This window comes from Streptomyces chartreusis NRRL 3882, from assembly GCF_900236475.1.
Lineage (GTDB): Bacteria > Actinomycetota > Actinomycetes > Streptomycetales > Streptomycetaceae > Streptomyces > Streptomyces chartreusis_D.
The window spans coordinates 2,342,093-2,364,444 of sequence record NZ_LT963352.1; the positions used below are offsets into that span (position 1 = coordinate 2,342,093).

A 22,352-nucleotide genomic window follows, 5' to 3' on the forward strand; every position below is an offset into this window, starting at 1 on the left:
GCCTCCTGGGGGGACGAACGGCCCCGGTCCGGTGTCGTTGGCGAACACGAGTCCGGGCCGGTGGGCAGCGAGGCGGGTGAGGCACCTCCGGGGAACCTGGGCCCGAATCCGTCGACGTGTGCCGCCGGTCGCGGTAGGGCGTTCCGGGCCCCCGAGCGTGGAACGCCGGCACTGGGCAGGCCGGGGCCGGACCCGCGGGTCGGCGGGGGCCCACCCGGGGCGTGGCGGTCGTCGGCGGTGGAGGAGGGCGGAGTCGGCTGATGCATGGGGAGGCTTCCTCTGCGCTCTGTGCGCCTCGATCGAGTCCGGCGCCGGTGCCGGAGGTCTCCGACGGGGCAGGGGCGGTGCGGCGTCACGGCCCGTCCAGGCGTTCCGCCACTCAGGTGAACGGCTCGAACCTCCTCCGGGTCACGCCCGCGTCCCCGCCCCGCGCGCGTCGCGGCCGCCAGGAGGACACTCACTCCTCCCCCTCCGTGCCCTGGCTGGGCTGGACGCCTTCCTGGCCGATGTCCCGGCACTGCATGGCCGTCTTCCGCGACGTACGCGCACGCGCGCCGCCCGTGCGTCCGCTACCGGACGCCGCGGTGCCCGCGGGCCCGCGCCCGGTTCGCGTGCCGGCGTCTGCGGCACCGGCAGGGCGCGTGGTGTCCGCCGGGGTACGCCGACGGGGGACCCGGGCGCTCGGGACACGGTCTCGCCCACGGGGACCGCCCGGGGCCCTGCCGACGGCAGCGGCAGCACCGGTGGAACGCGTGCGGCGTCGACGACGTGAGGGTTCCGTCGTGGATGCGGGTGCCGTCTCCGGCTCGGACTCGGGCACCGCTGCCTCGTCCGTGGGGACCGCGTCGGCGATGGGCCGAGCCGGGGAGGCGTCGATCCGCGCGTCGGCGATGGGCCAAGCCGGGGAGGCGTGATTCCGCGCGGCGGATCCGGTTGCCCGCGCGGCGGAGCCGTCCGCCCTGGTCCGGGGGCTGCCCACCTGCTCGACACAGTCGTTCGCCACAGCCGGGGAGCCACCCGCCCGCTCAACGCAGTCCTCCGTCGGAACAAGGGAGTCGTCCGCCCGCTCGGCACATTCTTCCGCCCGGGCCAGGGAACTGCCCGCCCCGGCAGCCACGCCATCGGCCTGAGCGGCCGGGTCGGCGGTTCCCGGGCGCCCACGGCCGTCGCGCTCCGCTCGCAGGCAGTTGCGGACCGACTCCGGGTCGAGTCCTTCGTTGCAGGCCTGGTGCAGGAGACGGGCGAAGAGATAGTCGGGATCCGCAGCCAGGGCCATGGCGAGGGCTTCCCGGGCCTCCAACTCGTCGCCGGTGGACCATGCGACCCAGCCGACGAGAGTGAGCGGCGCCGCGGCGTGCTCGCCGTAGGGCCCGACACAGCGGCGGGCCAGCGACCGCCAGAGGCGCAGGGCGGGTCCGGCTTCGTCGCCCTCCATCCACTCCGCCGCGCGGTCACGGGTCGCGCGGTCCTGGAGGCCGAGGATCAGTCGGGCCGCCTCGTCGTGCGCGAGAAGTTCGTCGTCGCGGAGGTCCGCCAGGAGCATGCCGGAGACGGGCTGTGCCCGGGCGAAGCGGTCCAGGATCCGCCCGGCCAGTCGAAGTGTCTCGTCGGCCACGTCGGCGCGGCCCGCGTCGTCGAGGATCCTCGGGACCAGCGCCAGGCTGGCGGTGTCCAGGGCGGTCTCCTGCTCGAGAGCGGCGGCGTTCTCCCAGGGGAGCAGCCGGGCCCGCAGCTCCCGCAGCGTGCCGCGCACCTGGATCCCCGCATAGGTGGCAGCGGCCGCCAGCACCGATGTCCCGGGCAGGCCCATGGAGGCTCCCTCGGGCGGGCAGCATGCCGCGTTGTCACAGCAGTAGGACCAGTAACGGCCATCGGAGATGCACAGCGCCTCGACCACCGTCACGTCCAGGGAACCGCACTCCACGCGCAGCCTGTGGGCCAGCGGCCTCAGCCGCTCCATGACCTGCCGGCCGGACTCGCCCTTCAGCGGTTCCTGGCAGAGGAAGGCGACCATCGACTCGGGGCGGGCCCCTCGGCGCTCGCTGCCTGTCACGAGGCCGTGGGCCAGTTGCCGGGCTGCTGACGGCCAGTCGTCCGCGTTCGCCGGGATGCCGAGCCGGGCCCGGCCCCCGAACCGCCCGCGCCCGTCCCTGTCGTGCAGGGCGACCAGGACGATGCTGTCCTCCGGGCGGTACCCGAGCAGGTACGGCAGGGCGTCGGCCAGTTCGGCCGGGGTGCGCAGGGTGACCTGGTGCTCGCCCCCGTGGCCGTCGTACGCGGGGCCGGGGACGCGCGGCCCGGTCCCCTCGCCCGCCCGCTTCCCCGCTCCACCGTCCTTGGGCCTGCCGTGTGCGTCGAGCCCCGTGATGTCGCCGTTTTCGGAGGATCCAGTCGTTTCGCTGTGGTTCGTCATGCGGAGACGATCTCGCGGAACCCGAAACTCCGCTTGACCCTGTGGATAACTCCGATCAGGGACACGACACCAGAAACCGCGAGGCGCCTGATCACCTCGTGCACCGCTCGCGCTGTCAGTGCCGTCCTGTTGTATGGAACGCATGGAGCACACGAGCAACGCGGATCTCCGGGCGGCGGCCGACACGGTCCTCGCCCGTCTCGTCGGGGACGTCTCGGGAACGGCCCGGCTGCGCGAGGACCAGTGGCGGGCGATCGAGGCACTGGTCGCCGACAGACGCCGCGCCCTGGTCGTCCAGCGCACGGGCTGGGGCAAGTCCGCGGTCTACTTCGTGGCGACCTCGCTGCTGCGGGCGCAGGGCAGCGGCCCGACCGTGATCGTGTCCCCGCTGCTCGCGCTCATGCGGAACCAGGTCGAGGCAGCGGCCCGGGCGGGCATCCACGCCCGGACCATCAACTCCTCCAACACCGAGGAGTGGGAGGACGTTCAGGACGAGATCGCCGCGGGTGCGGTCGACGTCCTGCTGGTGAGTCCTGAGCGGCTCAACAACCCGGACTTCCGGGACCAGGTGCTGCCCCGCCTCGCGGCCGCCACCGGGCTGCTGGTGGTGGACGAGGCGCACTGCATCTCCGACTGGGGCCACGACTTCCGGCCGGACTACCGCCGGCTGCGCACGATGCTCGCCGACCTCCCGCCCGGCGTGCCGGTGCTCGCGACCACCGCCACCGCCAACGCGCGCGTGACGGCCGACGTCGCGGAACAGCTCGGCACCGGCGGCAGCTCGGACGCCCTCGTGCTGCGGGGCCCGCTGGACCGGGACAGCCTGAGTCTGGGCGTGCTCCGGCTGTCGGACGCCGCGCACCGGATGGCCTGGCTCGCCGAACACCTCGACGAGCTGCCGGGTTCCGGGATCATCTACACGCTCACCGTGGCCGCCGCCGAGGAGGTCACGGCCTTCCTCCGGCAGCGCGGGCACACGGTCGCCTCGTACACGGGCAAGACGGAGAACGCCGATCGGCAGCAGGCCGAGGAGGATCTGCTCGCCAACAAGGTGAAGGCCCTGGTCGCCACGTCGGCACTCGGTATGGGCTTCGACAAGCCCGATCTGGGCTTCGTGGTGCACCTCGGCTCGCCCTCCTCCCCCATCGCCTACTACCAGCAGGTGGGCCGCGCGGGACGCGGCGTGGAGCACGCCGAGGTGCTCCTGCTCCCCGGGAAGGAGGACGAGGCGATCTGGGAGTACTTCGCGTCGCTCGCCTTCCCCTCGGAAGAGCTGGTGCGCCGCACGCTCGACATCCTCGCGCACGCGGAGAAGCCCCTCTCGCTGCCCGCCCTGGAACCCCTGGTGGAGCTGCGCCGCTCCCGCCTGGAGTCCATGCTCAAGGTCCTCGACGTGGACGGAGCGGTCAAGCGGGTCAAGGGAGGTTGGATCGCGACCGGCCAGCCTTGGACGTACGACGCCGAGCGGTACGCGTGGGTGGCGCGGCAGCGCAAGGCCGAGCAGCGGGCGATGCGCGAGTACGCGTCGACGACGGACTGCCGGATGGAGTTCCTGCAGCGCCAGCTGGACGACGAGGCCGCCAAGCCGTGCGGTCGCTGCGACAACTGCGCGGGCCCGCGCTTCACCGCGGACATGTCCGAGGAGGCGCTCGACGCCGCGCGCGTGGACCTGGGCCGAGCGGGTGTCGACGTGGAGCCCCGCCGGATGTGGCCGACCGGGCTGCCGGCGATCGGAGTGGACCTCAAGGGGCGTCTCCCGGCCGGCGAACAGGCCGCGCCTGGGCGTGCGTTGGGGCGCCTGTCGGACATCGGCTGGGGCAACCGGCTGCGACCCATGCTCGCGGCCCAGGCCCCCGACGGGCCCGTGCCGGACGACGTGGCGAAGGCCGTGGTGGGCGTGCTCGCCGACTGGGCCAAGGGGCCCGGCGGCTGGGCCGGGGGTGTGCAGGATCCGCAACCCCGCCCGGTGGGCGTCGTCATCGTCGCCTCCCGCACGCGACCCCAGTTGATCCACTCCCTGGGAGCGCGTATCGCGGAGGTCGGTCGACTGCCTCTGCTGGGCGCTGTCGAGTACACGGGCGAGGTGTATCCGGGGCCCCGGAGCAACAGCGCCCAGCGGCTGAAGGCGCTCGACGGGGCACTGACCGTGCCGCCCGCCCTCGCGTCCGCCCTCGCCGAGGCCCAGGGCCCCGTCCTCCTCGTGGACGACTACACGGAGACCGGCTGGACCCTCGCGGTCGCGGCCCGCATGCTCCGGCGCTCGGGTGCGCAGGGGGTGTTGCCGCTGGTACTGGCCGTGCAGGGCTGACAGCCAGTCGAGAGGCGCGGCCACCGAATCCTCGCCGGGCATCGGCCCGTTGACCGGGACCGCCACCTGCCGGTCGCGCACACCTCTGGACGCCGGGCGTCCCTGTGACGTACGAACGTGTCGTGCTCGAACGCCGCATGGGTGGCCCGGCGACGCACAGGGTGAGGATATTAGCCGCGCATCATCTGATAACGGTCGACTGCGCCAATTGCTCGTTGCCGCATTCAAGTTCGACAGGAAGAATTGAGGTCCGCTCCCGCACGGCACGACCGCCGATCCGGTAGGGCTTCCCTGCGGTGCGCGCTCCCAGATTCCGACCCCGCCCGCAGTGTGGGCGCGTAGCCGAAGGGAGGACCGTGACCTTCGGATTCGCTCCGGCCTCGGCAGCGGCGTCGACGTCCGCCGCTTCCGCCAACCGCTTGCTCGAACCCGCGGAATGGGCCGCCGCAGGGATCCCGCTGCTCCGCAACCCCCGTGAAGTCGTCAGCGGACTGCACGCCCGGCACCACCCGCAGCCGGCGACCGCCGTCATCGCCGTGCTCGATCCGGACGAGCGGCTGCGGGCGAGCGCCTCGTTCGTCCGCAGGACGGCCCCGGCCGACGGCTGGATGTTCCGCAACGTGCTGCTGGCGCAGCTGCGCCGGATCATCCCGCACGATCTGCGGCGCCGCACACCGGTCCGCACCGCCGTGCTGCTCTACTGCCGTGAGGGCGACGCCCGTTGGACCGAGGAGGACGGCGCGTGGATGTGGGGGCTGCGCGACGCTTGCACCCTGCACGGGCTGCGCTGCGGGGCGTACATCACGCTGACCCGTGACGGCTGGCAGGTGCTCGGCGAGGGCCGCGGCGGACGCCGCCCGCACTCTGCGTCGGCACCGGAGCCGTTCGCCACGTCGGAGGCACCGCCGCCGCTGCCGCGCACCGGTGGCGCCGCCTCCGAGGTGCTGCGCCGCGCTGCGGCGGCTCGCTGAGGTCTCTGGACAGACCGTCCCTGGACAGGCCGTCCCTGGGCAGACCGTTCCGTACGGACGGGGCCGGCACGAACTGGGGCCCGCACGAACCGGGGGCTGTACCCCGCCGTACGGCACACCACGGTTCCTCTGACCGACAGCCGGAACGGGCACTGCGAACGGCCCTGAGGCCACCCGGACGGGACCGCCCGCAACCACGGCGCCAGCCCTTCGGGCACGCCGAAACACCCGCCGTGCGGAGCCGCCGAAGCGGTGCCTGAGGTCAGCACCCGGCGCCCGACCGGACGCCACGGCACCGACTCAGACGCTCGTCCCCAGCACCGAGTTGATCCGCTGCGGGTCACCGCAGACGATCAGCAGGGCGGTGGCCCGGGAGTGGGCCAGGGACAGGGCGCTCGCGGCTGCGGCCTCGGCACCGCCGTTCACAGCGACCACGACCACCGGACGAGACCCGGCGCGGCCGGCGACGGTGGCGTCCGTGTAGAAGACGTCGTCACCGGCATCGTGCTGGGCCCAGTAGGACGTCTCACCGAACGACAGCTCGTGGGCGGCCCACGGGTGCTGTTCGCCGGTCGTGATCACCAGGACGTCTCCGGGGGCGCGACCGGAGTCCAGAAGCAGGTCCACGGCTTCCTCGGCGGCGTCGAGCGCGCCTTCGGCGGATGCCGGGATCAGCTGGATCTGCGGGGTCGCCGGAGCGTCGGCACCGGCTGCGGAACCCGACGGACCGGGCTTGGCGGCCGCGTCACGCGGCGTGCGCTGCACCGGCGGCGCGGGCCGGAGAGGACCGGGACGGCCGGGACGCGACGGAGCCGCGGGACGGGGGCCGGGTACGGGGCGAGGGGTCGGCGCGGTGCGGCCGCTGGCCGGAGTGGCGCGGGGACCCTGGGCACTCTCGTGAATCTGAGGCTCCTCGGGAATGAGAGGCATGGGTTGATATTTATCAAACGTTGGTACGGCCCGCGTCGGCGGGTGGCGCATGTGTGCGAACGAAACCGTCAGAAATCGAAGCCCAGCTGACCCTCGATTTCCGGAACGCTTGCGTCCGTCCAGCTGCGGACCTTCTTGAGGTGCCGCCACTGGGGCAGCGCATCAAGATACGCCCACGACAACCGGTGGTAGGGGGTGGGGCCCCGCTCCGCCAGTGCGGCCTTGTGCACGGGTGAGGGATACCCGGCGTTGTCCGCAAAACCGAAGTCTGCATGGTCGATACCCAGTTCGGCCATCATTTTGTCGCGCTGAACCTTGGCGATCACCGAGGCCGCCGCGACCGCCACACACGACTGGTCGCCCTTGATCACCGTACGGACCCGCCAGGGTGCACCGAGATAGTCATGCTTCCCGTCGAGGATGACCGCGTCGGGGCGGACCGGCAGGGTGTCCAGGGCACGTCCCGCGGCGAGCCGCAGCGCGGCCGTCATCCCCAGGTCGTCTATCTCCTCCGGCGAGGCGTGTCCCAGGGCGTACGACGTCACCCACTTCCGCAGTTCCTCGGCGAGTTCGGTGCGTCGCTTGATGGTGAGCAGCTTCGAGTCGGTGAGACCCTCGGGCGGCCGGCGCAGTCCGGTGATCGCCGCGCAGACGGTGACGGGACCGGCCCACGCGCCGCGCCCCACCTCGTCGACACCTGCAACGATCTTCGCTCCGGTCGTGGCTCGAAGGGAGCGCTCGACGGTGTGAGTAGGCGGTTCGTACGGCATGGCGACCCTAGGTTACGCCGCCCGCAACCGCCCGCGACACCCCGGTCGGCCCTCGCGGCGACCCGGCGCTCGCCGACCCCTGTCAGGCACCGCTCGACCGCAGCAGCGGAACCATCAACTGGTCGATCATCTCCTCGATTTCCTGGTCCTGCCATTCACAGCCGCACATCTTGGAGCGGTACATCATCATCGCCGGGATGGCGTCGAAGACATATCCGTTCGCAGCGTCGGAACGCACCTCGCCTCGCCTGATCCCTCGCTCGATGACCTCCCGCAGCATCTTGAGGGTGGGCTCCACGACCCCGTCGAAGATCACGGCATGGAAGCGCTCAGCCTGCGTGGTGTCGCATTCGTGAATCACTGAGCGAAGCGCGAATCCCGGTCGGGAGAACATCGCGTCGCGTGCTCTCCGGCAGAGCGTCAAGAGATCCTCACGCACGCTCCCCTCGTCCGGCACCGCGTCGAAGTGCGGCAGGCCGGCGCGCAGGGCGTCGGCGACGAGGTCCTCTTTGGACGGCCAGCGCCGGTAGACGGCGGCCTTACCGGTCTGGGCACCGGCGGCGACACCTTCCATCGTCAGGCCGTTCCAGCCGACGGTGCTGAGTTGATCCAGCGCGGCGTCGAGAATCGCACGTTCGAGCACGGCGCCACGGCGGCGGGCGGCCGTCTGAGCGGGGGCATCCGCCCAGCTCGGGGTAACCATCGAACTCTCTCCAACGAGCAGATGAAGCGGGGATTTCGGGGTGGAGGGACGTGCCGGACGGCGGCAAAGGGGGACGTGCCGCACGGCGACGCCACAAGTGAACGCTTGCGTTCACTGTCGGGGACTCACTACCTTTGACGCGACAGTGAACGCGAGCGTTCACTAACGCACTCGTGGGGGACCCATAGTGACAACCTCTCCATTGCTCAAGGACCAGAAGCCAGGTGCGGCACGCCGGGAGGGACACCCCGGCATCGCGCTCACCGTCATCGCGGCCTGCCAACTCATGGTGGTACTCGACGCGACGATTGTGAACATCGCGCTCCCGCACATTCAAGACGCACTCAAGTTCAGCACCACCGACCTCACCTGGGTCGTCAGCTCCTACACACTCACCTTCGGCGGTCTGCTGCTCCTCGGCGGCCGCGCCGGTGACATCCTCGGGCGCCGCAGGGTGTTCATGACCGGCATCCTGCTGTTCACCTTCGCCTCGCTGCTCGGCGGGCTCGCCCAGGAGCCGTGGCAGTTGCTGGCCGCGCGGGTCCTCCAGGGCGTGGGAGGCGCGATCGCGTCGCCCACCTCGCTGGCTCTCATCACCACCACGTTCCCCGAGGGACCGGAGCGCAACCGGGCCTTCGGCGTCTTCGCCGCGGTGTCCGCGGGTGGTGGTGCCATCGGCCTGCTCGCGGGCGGCATGCTCACCGAGTGGCTCGACTGGCGGTGGGTGCTCTTCGTGAACGTGCCGATCGGTGTGCTGATCGCCGTGCTCACTCCGCTCTACATCAGCGAGTCCGAACGGCACACCGGGCGCTTCGACATAGCGGGGGCGGTGACCTCGACCGCGGGCATGGCGTCCCTCGTCTACGGCTTCATCCGGGCGGCGGACGAGGGCTGGCGGGACAGCCTCACCATCGGATCCTTCGCCGCCGCGGTGGTCCTGCTGCTGGCCTTCGGGGTCATCGAGTCCCGGGCCAAGGAACCGATCACCCCGCTGCGGATGTTCACCGACCGGAACCGCTCGGGCACGTACGTGATCATGCTGAGCCTCGCGGCGGCGATGTTCGGGATGTTCTTCTACATCGTGCTGTTCGTGCAGAACGTGCTCGGCTACAGCCCGATCGAGGCGGGGCTCGCCTTCCTGCCGGTGACCGTCGTGATCGCGCTCGGCGCGGGTCTGTCGCAGCGGTTCCTGCCGGTGCTGGGTCCGAAGCCGTTCATGCTCCTCGGCTCGGCGCTCGCGGCGATCGGACTGGCCTGGCAGGCGCTCATCAGCTCCGACAGCTCGTACGTCGGCGGAGTTCTCGGTCCGATGCTGGTGTTCGGCTTCGGCATGGGCCTGAACTTCGTGACGCTCACGCTCACCGCCGTCTCCGGTGTCGCCCAGCATGAGGCGGGAGCCGCGTCGGGACTGCTCAACACCACGCAGCAGGTGGGCGGATCGCTGGGTCTGTCGATCCTGACGACCGTGTTCGGCACGGCGACCAGGGACGAGGCGGAGAAGCAGCTTCCGCAGTTCATGGCCGAGGGCTCCCCCGAGCAGAAGGCGGAGTTCGCCACGACGCATCAGCTGCCCGCGCCGTGGGGGCACGAGGTGCTGGCCCAGGGCATCTCCGCTGCCTTCGTTCCGGCTGCGGCCATGGCCGTCCTCGCCCTGGCCACCGCCTGGTTGGTGATCCGGGTCCGCAAGAGCGACCTGGAGGCGCTCTCCGGCTCGGCCGGGCCGGGGCTGGGCTGACGCACAGGCTTGGTGAGATGGCTTCGGCGGCTCACCGGCGGGCGCGAAACAGGCCTGCCGGTGGCTGCCGGGCCGATCCGTGACCGGCCGCGCAGCTCCGACGCGGCGTGCGAATGCGTCCCACCACCGGAGAAGAACAGCCAGCAGAATCTCCATGATCACCTCCTTCGAGCTGCCTGTACGTAACCCCAACGTGTGCGGCCCCATGGCTCGCACAGCGGATGTCATGACAACGAGCAGCCGGTCACGGAGAGTTCCCGGTGCGCACGGAGAGTTCTGATCGCCGGACCGGTTCCGATGGCCGGCCCATACAAAGGAGTTTCGGACCGCTAGACCGACGCGGGCACCCAGTCCGGCAGCGGCTCGGTCCGCGCCACCCACTCGGCGGGCGGCGCCCCGGCCTTCCCCGAGGCGATCACGCCGCCCACGATGGCACAGGTCGTGTCGACGTCCCCGCCGACCTGCGCGGTCGTCCAGAAAGCTTGCTCGTAGTCACCGAGACTTCGCGCGGCCGACCACAGGGCGAAGGGCACGGTGTCGTGGGCGGTCGTCCGCCGTCCGCACCCCAGCACCGCCGCGACCGTGGCCGGATCGGCGTAGTCGAGCATGTCCCGGGCCCGGCGCAGTCCCGCACCCACCGCGCTCTTCTTGGGCACCAGGTCGATGACCCCGTCGAGGAGGGCCTCGGCACCGGGCGGCCCGCCGGGGGCAGCGGCGAACGCGGCGGCCGCGGAGACGGCCATGGCGCCGACGACGGCCTCGCGATGCTGGTGGGTGGTGTATGCCGAGATCTCCGCCTGGTGCGTCGCCTGCTCCGGGTCGTCCGCGTACCAGGCGCCCAGCGGGGCGATCCGCATCGCGGCGCCGTTGCCCCAGGACCCCTGTCCGTTGAAGAGCGCGGCGGCGAGTTCACGCCAGTCGCCGCCCTCCCGGACGAGCCGCAGCAGGCGGTTGACCGCCGGGCCGTAGCCCCGGTCGAAATCGTGGTGCTCGGCGAAGGAGCGGGCCAGGGCGTCCTGGTCGATGCGGTGGTGAGCGACCAGGACGGCGACGACGGAGCAGGCCATCTCCGTGTCGTCGGTCCACTGCCACGGCCCGGACGGAATCTCGCGGCGCTTCAGCAGCGGGTAGTTCACGGGCACGAAGTACTGGGAGCCCAGGGCGTCCCCGACGGACAGTCCGCGCAGGCTGGCCAGGGCCCGGTCCAGGCGCCCGTCGGTGGAGGAATCAGCGTTCATCGCCCTGCCACTCTATCCAGTGATCCCGTAGGGCTCGGGATCACGCCAGCGGTCGAACGGCCGGTCAAGCGTGTACTTGCCGTCGTCTCCCAGAACGAGCATCCGCACCTCGCCGTTCCCCGGGTTCGACAGCGACTCGAACTCGGCGACGGTCCAGTGGAACCACCGCATGCAGAACAGCCGCATGGCGAGACCGTGGGTGACGATCAGGACGTTCGGCGGATGGTCGGGGTCCTCGAAACTGCGGAACAGGCTCTCCAGGAAGCCGCCGACCCGGTCGTAGACGTCGGCGCCGGACTCGCCCTGGGCGAACCGGTAGAAGAAGTGGCCGTACGCGTCACGGTAGGTCTTCTGGAGGCGGACCTCGTCCCGGTCCTGCCAGTTGCCCCAGTCCTGTTCGCGCAGCCGGGGCTCCTCGCGCACCCGTATGAGCCCCGGGTCGAGGCGGAAGGCGCGCAGCGTCTCGTGGGTGCGGCGGTACGGGGAGACGTACACGCTGACGCGTTCGCCGCCGAACAGCTCGCGCAACCGCTCGCCCGTCGCCTCCGCCTGCCGCCGGCCCCGCTCGGTCAGCGCCAGGGCGTGGTCGGGTTCACGCTCGTACACGGAGTCATCAACATTGCCCGTTGACTCCCCGTGCCGGACAAGGACGATGCGCCGTGGTCGTGCCATGCCAAAACCCTAGATCGGGTGAGGGGCCGTCGAGCACTCGTACCTGCCCATACAGCGTAGGTCACACACATCCTGCACCACAGATCACACAGGTCGCGCGGCTGACTACCGGAACACCTCGGTCCGACCCGCTCGGAGATCAGACCGTCCAGCTCGGTTCCATGTCCACGACGTCCCCGGTCAGCGCCGCCACGTCCGCTTCCGTCTGGGCCCGCAGGGCGAGCCGCTCCACGCGCTCGGTGCGGTACTTGCCGTGCTCGGCGGCCGACCGCCACATGGACAGCACCATGAACTCGTTCCCGGGTGCTTCGCCGAACAGCCCGCGCACCATGCCGGGCGAGCCGGCCATCGCCGGGTTCCAGACCTTCTCCTGCATCAGCACGAAGTGCTCGACCCGCTCCTCGTGGACACGGCAGAGCGCCACCCGCAGCAGGTCGGCGTCCGTGAAGCGCGGTTCGAAGCCGGTCTTCACGTCGAAGCGGTGGTCGAAGAGCCTGACCTGGGCGTCCTTGAACGTGCCCGACTGGGCCGACGCGAGCCGGTCGTGGGACCGCGCCATGAAGGAGTCGTAGAAGGCGCGGCTCTCCCAGAACGCGAAGATGTGCGCCACGTCCGGCCGCCGCCGGCTCCAGCCACCCCCCTGCCCCCGAAACCCCGGCTCCCCCAGAAGCCCCGCCCACTTCCGCTGCCCCCGCTCGAAACCGCGGCGGTCCACCACGGTGCAGCGAATCCACTTGACCAGCACCGCGCCATGGTAAGGCCACGGAGCGTGGCGCCGGTCACTCTCGGCTGGACCGCTCTCCGGCGCGCGCACCTGCACGCGTGGCAGGATGGACAAACAGTCATGGCCGCCCGGCAGTTGCGGCGAACGGGCGGGTCGGTACGGGGAAGGGGACGCTGGTGGACGGGCTGAACAAGGGGCTGCGCAAGGTCGAGATCGCGGTGCGGTGGGATCCCAGTCCGGCGGGGCAGCCGTCCACCGACCTGGACCTCGTCGCGGCGACCTATCTGGCGGACGAACCGCACGGTGATCCCGCCTATGTGGTGCACTTCGACAGCCGCTCCCCCGACGGCACCATCTATCTCAACCGGGACAGCAAGGACGGCCAGGGCTTCGGTTACGACGAGGTCATGACGCTGGAACTCGACCGGCTCGACGGCCGCTACGCGCGCGTGGTGGTCGGTGTCGTCATCCAGCAGCGCCCGGCGGAGCGCACTTTCGTCAGTGTGGTGAATCCCGGGCTGCGGATCCGCGAGGGGTACACGGTCCTGACCGAGGACGACTTCGGGGGTGTCCTCGGGGCCACGGCGGCGACGGTCGCGGAGTTCGTCCGGGAGGGTTCCGGTCCCTGGAACTTCCGCCCCGGCCTGCGTGGTTTCGAGGGCGACCCCGTGGACTTCGCCAGGACGATGGGTGCCGCACACCGGCCGTGAGCTTTCCCGGGAGAGCCTGCCGGGACCAGGAGCGAACTCGGTCTTCCCGGACGGCTGGGACTGCGAGGCCCGGCTGGTCGACGGCCGCTGGATCGAGCGCCGACCGCGCCGCCCGGACGTGGAGCGGCAATCCCGGACGGAAGCCCGCCTGCTGCCATGGCTCGCACCGCACCTGCACTCGCTGTGCCGGTGCCCCGCGTCGTGTCGGCCGGCCCGCTCACCGTTCGGCACGTCTTGGCCCCGGGTGAACCCCTGGAGGAGCTGGACGCCGCCCAGGGACGCGCCTTGGGACTTCCCTGCGGGCCTTGCAGGGGGCAGACACCGATGAGGCCGTGCGACGGGGGTGCCACCCGCGCGGGACGTGCTCCCCGAACGCGCCGCCCTGGCGGACGACTTCCGGACCCGCTTGCTGCCCCTCCTGCCGCCGGACCGGCGCGGAACCGCCTCCGGCCTGCGGAAGGTCGTCAGCGCGCTGCCCACCGAGGCCCTCGTCCACGGGGATCTCGGACAACGGCACCTCCCCGCCGTTCGCCGACGCCTGCGCCACCGCCTACGTGACACGGCCGGCACCGCGCGAACGCTCCCGGGTCCGGCACCGCCTGGGACCTTGGTACGAGGTCACGACGGGTTGGACACCGGGCGACCGGGACACCGTCCGTTCCGGGCTGGACGGTGTGCTGGGCAGGCTCCCGGCATCCGCAGCCCGTGATGACGACAAGAGGGGCACCGCCCGAAGGCGGTGCCCCTCTGTCATCGGCTCAGGCGGTCGGCGTCAGCTGCAACCGCTGGTCGAGCCGCAGCCCTCGCAGATGTAGCAGGAACCGGCGCGCTGCATCTTCGTACCGCAGGAGAAGCACAGCGGCGCGTCGGCCTGGATGCCCAGCTGCATCTCCACCAGTTCGGCGCTGGTGTGGGCCTGCTGCGGGGCGGGCTTGGCCGCCTCTTCGTTCTTCGGCGCGGAGACGGCCTTCAGCTCCTGGGCCCGCGGCGCCGACTGGGCCAGGCCCTCGACGTCGACCTCGTCCTCGTTCGGCTCGTACGAGCCGGTCTCCAGGTGACGCTGACGCTCCTCGGCGGAGTGGATGCCGAGCGCGGAGCGCGTCTCGAACGGCAGGAAGTCCAGCGCCAGGCGGCGGAAGATGTAGTCGACGATGGACTGCGCCATCCGCACGTCCGGGTCGTCCGTCATACCGGCCGGCTCGAAGCGCATGTTCGTGAACTTCGAGACGTACGTCTCCAGCGGAACGCCGTACTGGAGGCCGACCGAGACCGCGATGGAGAAGGCGTCCATCATGCCCGCGAGGGTCGAACCCTGCTTGGACATCTTCAGGAAGACCTCGCCCAGACCGTCGTCCGGGTAGGAGTTGGCGGTCATGTAGCCCTCGGCGCCGCCGACGGTGAAGGACGTGGTGATGCCGGGACGTCCCTTCGGGAGGCGCTTGCGGACCGGGCGGTACTCGACGACCTTCTCGACCTTGGCCTCGACGGCGGCGGGCTCCTCGGCCTTCTCCTCCCACTTCTTGGTGGAGAGCGGCTGGCCTACCTTGCAGTTGTCGCGGTAGATCGCGAGCGCCTTGACGCCCAGCTTCCAGGCCTCGAAGTAGATCTCCTCGACCTCCTCGACGGTCGCCGTCTCCGGCATGTTGACCGTCTTGGAGATGGCACCGGAGATCCACGGCTGGATCGCGGCCATCATCCGGACGTGGCCCATCGGGGAGATGGCCCGCTCGCCCATGGCGCAGTCGAACACCTCGTAGTGCTCGGGCTTGAGGCCCGGGGCGTCGATCACGTTGCCGTGCTCGGCGATGTGGGCGACGATCGCCTCGATCTGCTCTTCCAGGTAGCCCAGGCGGCGCAGGGCCTGCGGGACGGTGCCGTTGACGATCTGCATCGAGCCGCCGCCGACCAGCTTCTTGAACTTGACCAGGGCGAGGTCGGGTTCGACACCGGTGGTGTCGCAGGACATCGCGAGGCCGATGGTGCCGGTCGGGGCGAGCACGGACGCCTGGGAGTTACGGAAACCGTTCTTCTCGCCGAGGCGCAGCACGTCCTGCCACGACTCGCTGGCGGCGGCCCACACCGGGGTGTCCAGGTCGTCCATGCGGACGGCCTTGTCGTTGGCGTCGGAGTGCTGCTTCATGACGCGCTTGTGGGCGTCGGCGTTGCGGGCGTAGCCGTCGTACGGGCCGACGACCGCGGCGAGTTCGGCGGAGCGGCGGTACGCCGTGCCGGTCATCAGGGAGGTGATGGCGCCGGCGAGGGAGCGACCACCGTCGGAGTCGTAGGCGTGGCCGGTGGCCATCAGCAGGGCGCCGAGGTTGGCGTAGCCGATGCCGAGCTGGCGGAACGCGCGCGTGTTCTCGCCGATCTTCTGGGTCGGGAAGTCGGCGAAGCAGATCGAGATGTCCATCGCGGTGATGACCAGCTCGACGACCTTCTGGAAGCGCTCGGCCTCGAAGGACTGGTTGCCCTTGCCGTCGTCCTTCAGGAACTTCATCAGGTTCAGCGAGGCCAGGTTGCAGGACGTGTTGTCCAGGTGCATGTACTCGCTGCACGGGTTCGACGCGGTGATCCGGCCGGACTCGGGGCAGGTGTGCCAGTTGTTGATGGTGTCGTCGTACTGGATGCCGGGGTCGGCGCAGGCCCAGGCGGCCTCGGCGATCTTGCGGAAGAGCTGCTTGGCGTCGACCTCCTCGATGACCTCGCCGGTCATCCGGCCGCGCAGCCCGAACTGGCCACCCTGCTCGACGGCCTTCATGAACTCGTCGTTCACACGGACCGAGTTGTTGGCGTTCTGGTACTGGACGGACGCGATGTCGTCGCCGCCCAGGTCCATGTCGAAGCCCGCGTCGCGCAGGACGCGGATCTTCTCCTCTTCCTTGACCTTGGTCTCGATGAAGTCCTCGATGTCGGGGTGGTCCACGTCGAGGACGACCATCTTGGCGGCGCGGCGGGTGGCACCACCGGACTTGATCGTTCCTGCGGAGGCGTCGGCGCCGCGCATGAAGGAGACCGGACCGGAGGCGTTGCCGCCGGAGGACAGCAGCTCCTTGGAGGAACGGATCCGGGAGAGGTTCAGGCCGGCACCGGAGCCGCCCTTGAAGATCATGCCCTCTTCCTTGTACCAGTCGAGGATCGACTCCATGGAGTCGTCGACGGACAGGATGAAGCAGGCGGAGACCTGCTGGGGCTGCTTGGTGCCGACGTTGAACCAGACAGGGCTGTTGAAGCTGAAGATCTGGTGCAGGAGGGCGTACGCCAGCTCGTGCTCGAAGATCTCGGCGTCGGCGGGCGAGGCGAAGTACTTGTGGTCCTCGCCGGCCTTCCGGTACGTCTTCACGATGCGGTCGATCAGCTGCTTGAGGCTGGTCTCGCGCTGCGGGGTGCCGACGGCACCGCGGAAGTACTTGCTGGTGACGATGTTGACCGCGTTCACCGACCAGAAGTCGGGGAACTCGACGCCACGCTGCTCGAAGTTGACCGAGCCGTCGCGCCAGTTGGTCATGACGACGTCACGGCGCTCCCAGGCCACCTCGTCGTAGGGGTGGACCCCAGGGGTGGTGTGGATGCGCTCGATACGCAGGCCCTTGCTCGCCTTGGCGCTCTTGGCGCGGGAACTCCGTGCCGGACCGCTCGCCGTCTCTGTCATGCCGCCTCCCTGTACGGGCGAAAACGCCCTGAAGTGCCCCGTTGTTCCCGTGGCACGGTGTTCTGTCTGGTGCTGCGGGCACCCACTCACATCGCCCGCAGCAGGTCTTCGTGTCGCCGCCGCCCGGCCGGTCCCGGAGCTGCCGTCCGGGTCCGGCCCGCCGGTCAGTCGGCGGCGCCTGCGGGCTCGGGGACGTGTCCCGTCCCTCCGGGCCCGCGGTCGTCTTCCTGGCTCCCCGCCCCAGCGTCCTCGCGGTCTCCGTCGTCCGCGTCGGGGCGTCCCGTCTCTTCCCTGAGCTCCGCGATGGCCGCCTCGAAGTCCTCGAGCGAGTCGAACGCCCGGTAGACCGAGGCGAATCGCAGGTACGCGACGAGATCGAGCTCCTGCAACGGGCCGAGTATGGCCAGCCCCACGTCGTGGGTGGTCAGCTCGGCGCTTCCGGTGGCCCGCACCGCCTCCTCGACCCGCTGGCCGAGCTGGGCGAGCGCGTCCTCGGTGACGGGCCGCCCCTGACACGCCTTGCGCACACCATTGATGATCTTGGTACGGCTGAAGGGTTCGGTGACTCCGGACCGCTTGACCACCATGAGCGAGCACGTCTCCACGGTCGTGAAACGACGGGAGCAGTCAGGGCACTGGCGGCGCCTGCGGATGGACGTGCCGTCGTCGGTCGTACGGCTGTCGACGACACGGCTGTCGGGGTGCCTGCAGAAGGGGCAGTGCATGAACTCCAACCCTCCTCACAGCAGACTCATAGGCATCGCTGGGCTTCTTTCGCCCCACGAAGCAGCCCCAAGCATAGGCGATGACCATGGGCGCGAAGACCCGGGGGACCACAACTTGTGGGCTGCTGCTGCAATCCAACCACTAGATGTGGGGATTGGCTCATACATGCACGCCGTACGCGCGAGTCGCGCGCATAGACGCAGGTGACACGCGACCGGCCAGCCGCGCCGGCCTCGTATGCCCCTCAGGGCCACCGCCGCACACGCGCGGTCGGCCTCACCAGCCTCATCCGTACACGCACAGCGGTATCGCTGCGACACATGCGGAGATACCGTGGGCGCCGCGAGGAGGGGACGTGGGACTCCCGCACAGATGAGGGCTGGCCCCGGGGCAGGAGAATGCCGGATGGCAGACTTGGGCAACAGCCCCGAGGCGATCACCCCGGCGGTGAAGAGTACAGCAATGGGCGCTTTTGCCCGCCAGGTGGAGCGGCAGCCAATACACCCGGACACATGATCGCGTCAGTCGATTCGCGATTTTTCACTCGAACGTGTGTTTGGCGCAACCTTTCGAAACCAACTACCGTTGTCCAGCAGGGAGACCATCGAGAGGGGCCGACGTGACCACCACCGCAGACAGTGCCGCCATCACTGCCCAGGAGCGCTCCCAGGGCCGACTGGAGCCGGTGCACGCGATGAACGAAGCCACGAACCCTGAGGGGCACAAGCGCTCCCTGCCGGGACGACCTCCCGGCATCCGGGCGGACAGTTCCGGACTCACCGACCGCCAGCGCCGCGTGATCGAGGTCATCAGGGACTCCGTGCAGCGGCGCGGCTACCCGCCGTCGATGCGCGAGATCGGCCAGGCCGTGGGCCTGTCCAGCACGTCTTCCGTCGCACACCAGCTGATGGCACTGGAGCGCAAGGGCTTCCTGCGCCGCGACCCGCACCGCCCGCGCGCGTACGAGGTGCGCGGTTCCGACCAGGCCGCCTCCGTGCAGCCCACGGACACCGCGGGCAAGCCGGCCGCGTCGTACGTCCCGCTGGTCGGCCGCATCGCCGCCGGTGGCCCGATCCTCGCCGAGGAGTCCGTCGAAGACGTCTTCCCCCTCCCCCGCCAGCTCGTCGGCGACGGTGAGCTCTTCGTCCTGAAGGTCGTCGGTGACTCGATGATCGAGGCCGCCATCTGCGACGGCGACTGGGTTACCGTCCGCCGCCAGCCGGTCGCCGAGAACGGCGACATCGTGGCGGCGATGCTCGACGGAGAAGCCACCGTCAAGCGCTTCAAGCGCGAGGACGGCCACGTCTGGCTCCTGCCGCACAACGCGGCCTACGAGCCGATCCCCGGCGACGACGCGACCATCCTCGGCAAGGTGGTGGCCGTACTGCGCCGCGTCTGAAGCCGCGCACCGCGTCGGGTGGGCCCAGTCGGCCCGCCCTCTGACCGGGCCCCGGGACCCCTGCGCCGGTTCCGGGGCCCTGCGCTGTCCGGCCCCCGGTACGCGGTGTCCGGGCGCTCCGATACGCCGTGGCGGGGCCCAGTGCTCCTGGTGCGGGGGCCGGCCCACGGCTTCGTCGCCGCAGACCGGGCCCCGAGGCTCAATCGGCCTCCTTCTGCTTCGCCACCGCGTCGATCGCCGCCAGCGACTTCCGCACCTGGTTACGGTCCGTCGTGTACCAGAAGTCGGGCAGTGACGCCTTCAGATAGCTCCCGTACCGGGCCGTGGCCAGACGCTGGTCCAGTACGGCGACCACACCGCGGTCGCCCGACGCCCGTACGAGACGGCCGGCCCCCTGGGCCATGAGGAGCGCGGCGTGGGTGGCGGCGACTGCCATGAAGCCGTTGCCGCCCGCGTCCTCCACGGCTTTCTGGCGGGCGCTCATCAGCGGGTCGTCCGGGCGCGGGAACGGGATCTTGTCCATGACGACCAGCTGACAGCTGGGTCCAGGGACGTCCACGCCCTGCCACAGCGACAGGGTGCCGAACAGACAGGTCTTCGGGTCGGCCGCAAAGTTCTTGATCAGCTCGCCGAGCGTCTCCTCCCCCTGGAGGAGGATCGGGAATTCGGGGATCCGGGAACGCAGTTCCTCGGCGGCCAGCTGGGCGCCCCGCATGGAGGAGAACAGGCCCAGGGTGCGGCCGCCCGCCGCCTGGATGAGCTCCGTGAGCTCATCCAGCATGTCCCCGCGGTCGCCGTCCCGCGCGGGGCGCGCCAGGTGCTTCGCGACGTACAGGATGCCCTGCTTGCGGTAGTCGAAGGGCGAGCCGACGTCGATGCCCTTCCACTGCGGGAGGTCATCACCTTCGGTGCCTTCGGGGGCGAGCCCGAGGGAAGCACCGACGCCGTTGAAGTCCCCACCCAGCTTCAGCGTCGCGGATGTCAGGACCACGGAGCGGTCGGCGAAGAGCTTCTCCCTCAGCAGCCCCGAGACGGACATGGGGGCGACGCGCAGGGAGGCACCGAAGCGGTCGTGGCGCTCGTACCAGACCACGTCCCACTCCGAGCCGTTGGTGATCCGCTCCGCCACGTCGTGCACGTTCTCCACGGAGGCCAGCGCCTGCTTGCGGACCGCGTCCTCGTCCTGGACGGACTTGTCGCGGGTCGTGCCGATGGCGGAGATGACGGTGCGGCACGCGTCGCGCAGGGCCATGAGGGCGTAGCCCAGGTCCTCGGGGATCTCCTCCAGGCGGCCCGGCAGCGCGAGCTCCATCAGCCGTTCGAAACCCTCGGCGGCGGTCTGGAGCTGGTCCGCGGCCTTCTCGTTGACGAGTTTCGCCGCCCGGCGCACCGCGCGGTTGACCTGGCCGGGAGTGAGCTCGCCGGTGGCGACGCCGGTGACGCGCGAGACCAGCTCATGGGCCTCGTCGACGATCAGCACCTCGTGCTGCGGGAGGACCGGGGCACCCTCGATGGCGTCGATGGCGAGCAGTGCGTGGTTGGTGACGATGACCTCGGAGAGCTTGGCTCGCTCGCGGGCCATCTCGGCGAAGCACTCCGCGCCGTACGCGCACTTCGAGGCGCCGAGGCACTCCCTGGACGACACCGACACCTGGGCCCAGGCCCGGTCCGAGATGCCGGGTGTGAGGTCGTCGCGGTCGCCGGTCTCGGTCTCGTCGGCCCAGTCGCGCACCCGCAGCAGGTCCTGGCCCAGCTTGCTGGTGGGCGCGGCCGCCTCGAACTGGTCGAAGAGGCCCTCCTCCTCGTCCTGCGGGACACCCTCGTGCAAACGGTGCAGGCACAGGTAGTTGGACCGGCCCTTGAGCATCGCGAACTCCGGGCGGCGGCGCAGCAGGGGGTGCAGCGACTCGACCGTTCTCGGCAGGTCGCGCTCCACCAGCTGGCGCTGGAGGGCCAGGGTGGCGGTCGCGACGACCACACGCTCCCCGTGCGCGAGCGCGGGCACCAGGTAGCCCAGCGACTTGCCGGTGCCGGTGCCGGCCTGGACCAGCAGGTGGGAACCGTCGTCGATCGCTTCTGCGACGGCTTCGGCCATGGCCACCTGACCGGGGCGCTCCGTACCGCCGACGGCAGTGACGGCAGCATGCAGGAGTTCGGGGAGTGAGGGCTTCGTCATAGCGCGACCACCCTACGACCCAGCACTGACAAACGGGTGATCAAGGCGACGGCGAGGGGTCGGATCGAGGTGGGGTCGACGGGTGGGATCAAGGCCGGGGGCTCCTGGGCAGGGAAGGGTGGAGGGGCGGGATATGGCTGTGCGACGGGCCGGCGAACGGCTGGAGGAATTTCTGGCACACGTGGGAACTGCGGCGGCAGGCACCGCGTTCCATGAGTGATGACGCGGTGACACAGCGCTACAGGAAATGCCGAAGGGACCGGTCTCGGGCCATGAGGGCGGCTCGCTTGTCGGGCAGGTCGACCTCGGCGGAGAACCGGAAGCCGGCAGTCAGAAAGGCGGCGATGGAGGGGGTGTTGCGAATGTCGGGTTCCGCGATGACGCGTGCGCAGGAGGGCCGCTGCGCGAGTACGAGATCGGCCACGGCTCGGAGCAGCAGACCTCCGAGACCACGCCCTCGGTCGGCGACAGCGCCGATCAGGAGGTGGATCCCCGTGTCGTGAGGCCGGGCCGGGTAGTGGCGGGCCAGCGGATCCAGGTCGGCCCGGTAGATCTCCCAGTAGCTCATCGGCGTTCCGTCCAGCACGCCGATGCACGGCACGCTTCGTCCGTCGCCGGCCAGCTGGGACCGCACGTGGTCCTCGGTCACGTTCTGGGGCCCGGACAGCTTCCAGAACGCCGCAGCGGCGGGGTCGTTCATCCAGCGGCTGATGAGCGGGAGATCGCGTTCGATGCGCACGGGGACGAGGTGGAAGACGCCCACGGGTGTTTCGGCCGGGCCCCAGTCGGCGACGCGGTCGAGGAGATCGTCCTCGGTCGGGAGATCCGAGTCGACCGAGAGGCCGGAGCCCTCACGGCTCGCGGCGGTGGATACGGAGGGTTCTGCGGTGCCCTCGTCCGGCCGCCGCGCTCCGTGGCTGTCGGACACCTCGTCCGCGATGAGGGCGAGGAGTTCGTCCGGGAGCCGCAGGTCCATGGTGTCTTCTCCGTGGCCGCTCCCACCGGACTCCGCAGCGGGGTCCGGCTCGGCTCCCGTGCTGGAGTCGACGTCGGAATCGGCATCGAGGCGGGCGTTGGAGCCGGCACCGGCGTCGACGTCGGCCGTGGCGGGGACAGCGGTACTCGCATCGGCTGTCGGATCGGCGGAAGGCACCAAACGCTCCTCTCGGGAAAGGGGGGTGCGGCGTGTCCTCAGGGATGAAGGAGGTCGGTCGGGTTCATGGGCGGT

At 70.6% G+C, this 22,352-nt stretch carries 16 protein-coding genes; 5 read left to right on the forward strand and 11 right to left on the reverse strand.

From position 1 onward, the window contains the following. Positions 1 to 457: 457 nt before the first annotated feature. Entirely contained in the window at positions 458 to 2,413 is a 1,956-nt protein-coding gene (locus tag SCNRRL3882_RS41680; protein ID WP_010034898.1) for a DUF4192 family protein, read from the reverse strand. 142 nt (positions 2,414 to 2,555) lie between these two features. Between SCNRRL3882_RS41680 and SCNRRL3882_RS10325 the strand changes: the two genes are divergently transcribed. Together SCNRRL3882_RS10325 and SCNRRL3882_RS10330 are read left to right on the forward strand one after the other, a co-directional pair. Further along, complete coding sequence (locus SCNRRL3882_RS10325; protein ID WP_010034895.1) at positions 2,556 to 4,721, forward strand: RecQ family ATP-dependent DNA helicase; 2,166 nt, start codon at positions 2,556 to 2,558, stop codon at positions 4,719 to 4,721. Positions 4,722 to 5,077: 356 nt separating this feature from the next. Further along, positions 5,078 to 5,692 (forward strand): hypothetical protein, encoded by a 615-nt coding sequence (locus SCNRRL3882_RS10330; RefSeq protein ID WP_010034894.1) that lies wholly within the window; start codon positions 5,078 to 5,080, stop codon positions 5,690 to 5,692. A 300-nt stretch (positions 5,693 to 5,992) separates the two neighbouring features. Here the strand turns inward: SCNRRL3882_RS10330 and SCNRRL3882_RS10335 are convergent, their stop codons facing one another. From SCNRRL3882_RS10335 to SCNRRL3882_RS10345, 3 genes are all read right to left on the reverse strand, one after another. Continuing rightward, the gene (locus SCNRRL3882_RS10335; RefSeq protein ID WP_078602748.1) at positions 5,993 to 6,622 is read right to left on the reverse strand and encodes a hypothetical protein; all 630 of its coding nucleotides are present in this window, start codon (positions 6,620 to 6,622) and stop codon (positions 5,993 to 5,995) included. A 68-nt stretch (positions 6,623 to 6,690) separates the two neighbouring features. Beyond that, positions 6,691 to 7,392 (reverse strand): ribonuclease HII, encoded by a 702-nt coding sequence (locus SCNRRL3882_RS10340; protein ID WP_010034890.1) that lies wholly within the window; start codon positions 7,390 to 7,392, stop codon positions 6,691 to 6,693. Positions 7,393 to 7,474: 82 nt separating this feature from the next. Continuing rightward, positions 7,475 to 8,095: a TetR/AcrR family transcriptional regulator gene (locus tag SCNRRL3882_RS10345; RefSeq protein WP_010034882.1), complete on the reverse strand. Its 621-nt coding sequence runs from the start codon at positions 8,093 to 8,095 to the stop codon at positions 7,475 to 7,477. Between the two features lie 187 nt (positions 8,096 to 8,282). Between SCNRRL3882_RS10345 and SCNRRL3882_RS10355 the strand changes: the two genes are divergently transcribed. After that, positions 8,283 to 9,830, forward strand: coding sequence for an MFS transporter (locus tag SCNRRL3882_RS10355; protein ID WP_029180823.1), 1,548 nt, complete (start codon positions 8,283 to 8,285; stop codon positions 9,828 to 9,830). A gap of 329 nt (positions 9,831 to 10,159) precedes the next feature. Here SCNRRL3882_RS10355 and SCNRRL3882_RS10360 read toward each other — a convergent pair whose 3' ends face one another. From SCNRRL3882_RS10360 to SCNRRL3882_RS10370, 3 genes are all read right to left on the reverse strand, one after another. Next, the gene (locus tag SCNRRL3882_RS10360; protein ID WP_010034880.1) at positions 10,160 to 11,068 is read right to left on the reverse strand and encodes an ADP-ribosylglycohydrolase family protein; all 909 of its coding nucleotides are present in this window, start codon (positions 11,066 to 11,068) and stop codon (positions 10,160 to 10,162) included. A 12-nt stretch (positions 11,069 to 11,080) separates the two neighbouring features. Beyond that, positions 11,081 to 11,740 (reverse strand): histidine phosphatase family protein, encoded by a 660-nt coding sequence (locus SCNRRL3882_RS10365; protein ID WP_010034874.1) that lies wholly within the window; start codon positions 11,738 to 11,740, stop codon positions 11,081 to 11,083. Between the two features lie 139 nt (positions 11,741 to 11,879). After that, positions 11,880 to 12,485: a YdbC family protein gene (locus SCNRRL3882_RS10370; protein WP_040902590.1), complete on the reverse strand. Its 606-nt coding sequence runs from the start codon at positions 12,483 to 12,485 to the stop codon at positions 11,880 to 11,882. Positions 12,486 to 12,640: 155 nt separating this feature from the next. Here SCNRRL3882_RS10370 and SCNRRL3882_RS10375 point away from each other — a divergent pair, with 155 nt between their 5' ends. Next, positions 12,641 to 13,174, forward strand: a complete 534-nt coding sequence (locus SCNRRL3882_RS10375) for a TerD family protein (protein ID WP_010034869.1) — start codon at positions 12,641 to 12,643, stop codon at positions 13,172 to 13,174. A gap of 772 nt (positions 13,175 to 13,946) precedes the next feature. Here the strand turns inward: SCNRRL3882_RS10375 and SCNRRL3882_RS10385 are convergent. Beyond that, the gene (locus SCNRRL3882_RS10385) at positions 13,947 to 16,823 is read right to left on the reverse strand and encodes a vitamin B12-dependent ribonucleotide reductase (RefSeq protein ID WP_010034867.1); all 2,877 of its coding nucleotides are present in this window, start codon (positions 16,821 to 16,823) and stop codon (positions 13,947 to 13,949) included. Between the two features lie 164 nt (positions 16,824 to 16,987). Then, positions 16,988 to 17,548 (reverse strand): transcriptional regulator NrdR, encoded by a 561-nt coding sequence (nrdR, locus tag SCNRRL3882_RS10390; protein WP_029180822.1) that lies wholly within the window; start codon positions 17,546 to 17,548, stop codon positions 16,988 to 16,990. A gap of 620 nt (positions 17,549 to 18,168) precedes the next feature. Between nrdR and lexA the strand changes: the two genes are divergently transcribed. Further along, positions 18,169 to 18,948 carry a transcriptional repressor LexA gene (gene lexA, locus SCNRRL3882_RS10395; protein ID WP_010034857.1) on the forward strand — a complete coding sequence of 260 codons (780 nt, stop codon included), beginning with the start codon at positions 18,169 to 18,171 and terminating at the stop codon, positions 18,946 to 18,948. A gap of 199 nt (positions 18,949 to 19,147) precedes the next feature. On the opposite strand, the gene SCNRRL3882_RS10400 is transcribed toward lexA, so the two are convergent. Both SCNRRL3882_RS10400 and SCNRRL3882_RS10405 read right to left on the reverse strand, forming a co-directional pair. After that, on the reverse strand, positions 19,148 to 21,124 hold the full coding sequence (locus SCNRRL3882_RS10400; RefSeq protein ID WP_010034855.1) for an ATP-dependent DNA helicase: 1,977 nt from the start codon (positions 21,122 to 21,124) through the stop codon (positions 19,148 to 19,150). Positions 21,125 to 21,362: 238 nt separating this feature from the next. After that, positions 21,363 to 22,277 (reverse strand): GNAT family N-acetyltransferase, encoded by a 915-nt coding sequence (locus SCNRRL3882_RS10405; RefSeq protein WP_010034854.1) that lies wholly within the window; start codon positions 22,275 to 22,277, stop codon positions 21,363 to 21,365. Between the last annotated feature and the right edge of the window lie 75 nt (positions 22,278 to 22,352).

Coding starts and splice junctions, on each gene's coding strand:
- SCNRRL3882_RS10345 (WP_010034882.1), bottom strand. CDS start 8,095: ATGGTTACCCCGAGCTGGGCGGATGCCCCCGCTCAGACGGCCGCCCGC.
- SCNRRL3882_RS10335 (WP_078602748.1), bottom strand. CDS start 6,622: ATGCCTCTCATTCCCGAGGAGCCTCAGATTCACGAGAGTGCCCAGGGT.
- SCNRRL3882_RS10325 (WP_010034895.1), top strand. CDS start 2,556: ATGGAGCACACGAGCAACGCGGATCTCCGGGCGGCGGCCGACACGGTC.
- SCNRRL3882_RS10365 (WP_010034874.1), bottom strand. CDS start 11,740: ATGGCACGACCACGGCGCATCGTCCTTGTCCGGCACGGGGAGTCAACG.
- SCNRRL3882_RS10360 (WP_010034880.1), bottom strand. CDS start 11,068: ATGAACGCTGATTCCTCCACCGACGGGCGCCTGGACCGGGCCCTGGCC.
- SCNRRL3882_RS10340 (WP_010034890.1), bottom strand. CDS start 7,392: ATGCCGTACGAACCGCCTACTCACACCGTCGAGCGCTCCCTTCGAGCC.
- SCNRRL3882_RS41680 (WP_010034898.1), bottom strand. CDS start 2,413: ATGACGAACCACAGCGAAACGACTGGATCCTCCGAAAACGGCGACATC.
- SCNRRL3882_RS10385 (WP_010034867.1), bottom strand. CDS start 16,823: ATGACAGAGACGGCGAGCGGTCCGGCACGGAGTTCCCGCGCCAAGAGC.
- SCNRRL3882_RS10400 (WP_010034855.1), bottom strand. CDS start 21,124: ATGACGAAGCCCTCACTCCCCGAACTCCTGCATGCTGCCGTCACTGCC.
- nrdR (WP_029180822.1), bottom strand. CDS start 17,548: ATGCACTGCCCCTTCTGCAGGCACCCCGACAGCCGTGTCGTCGACAGC.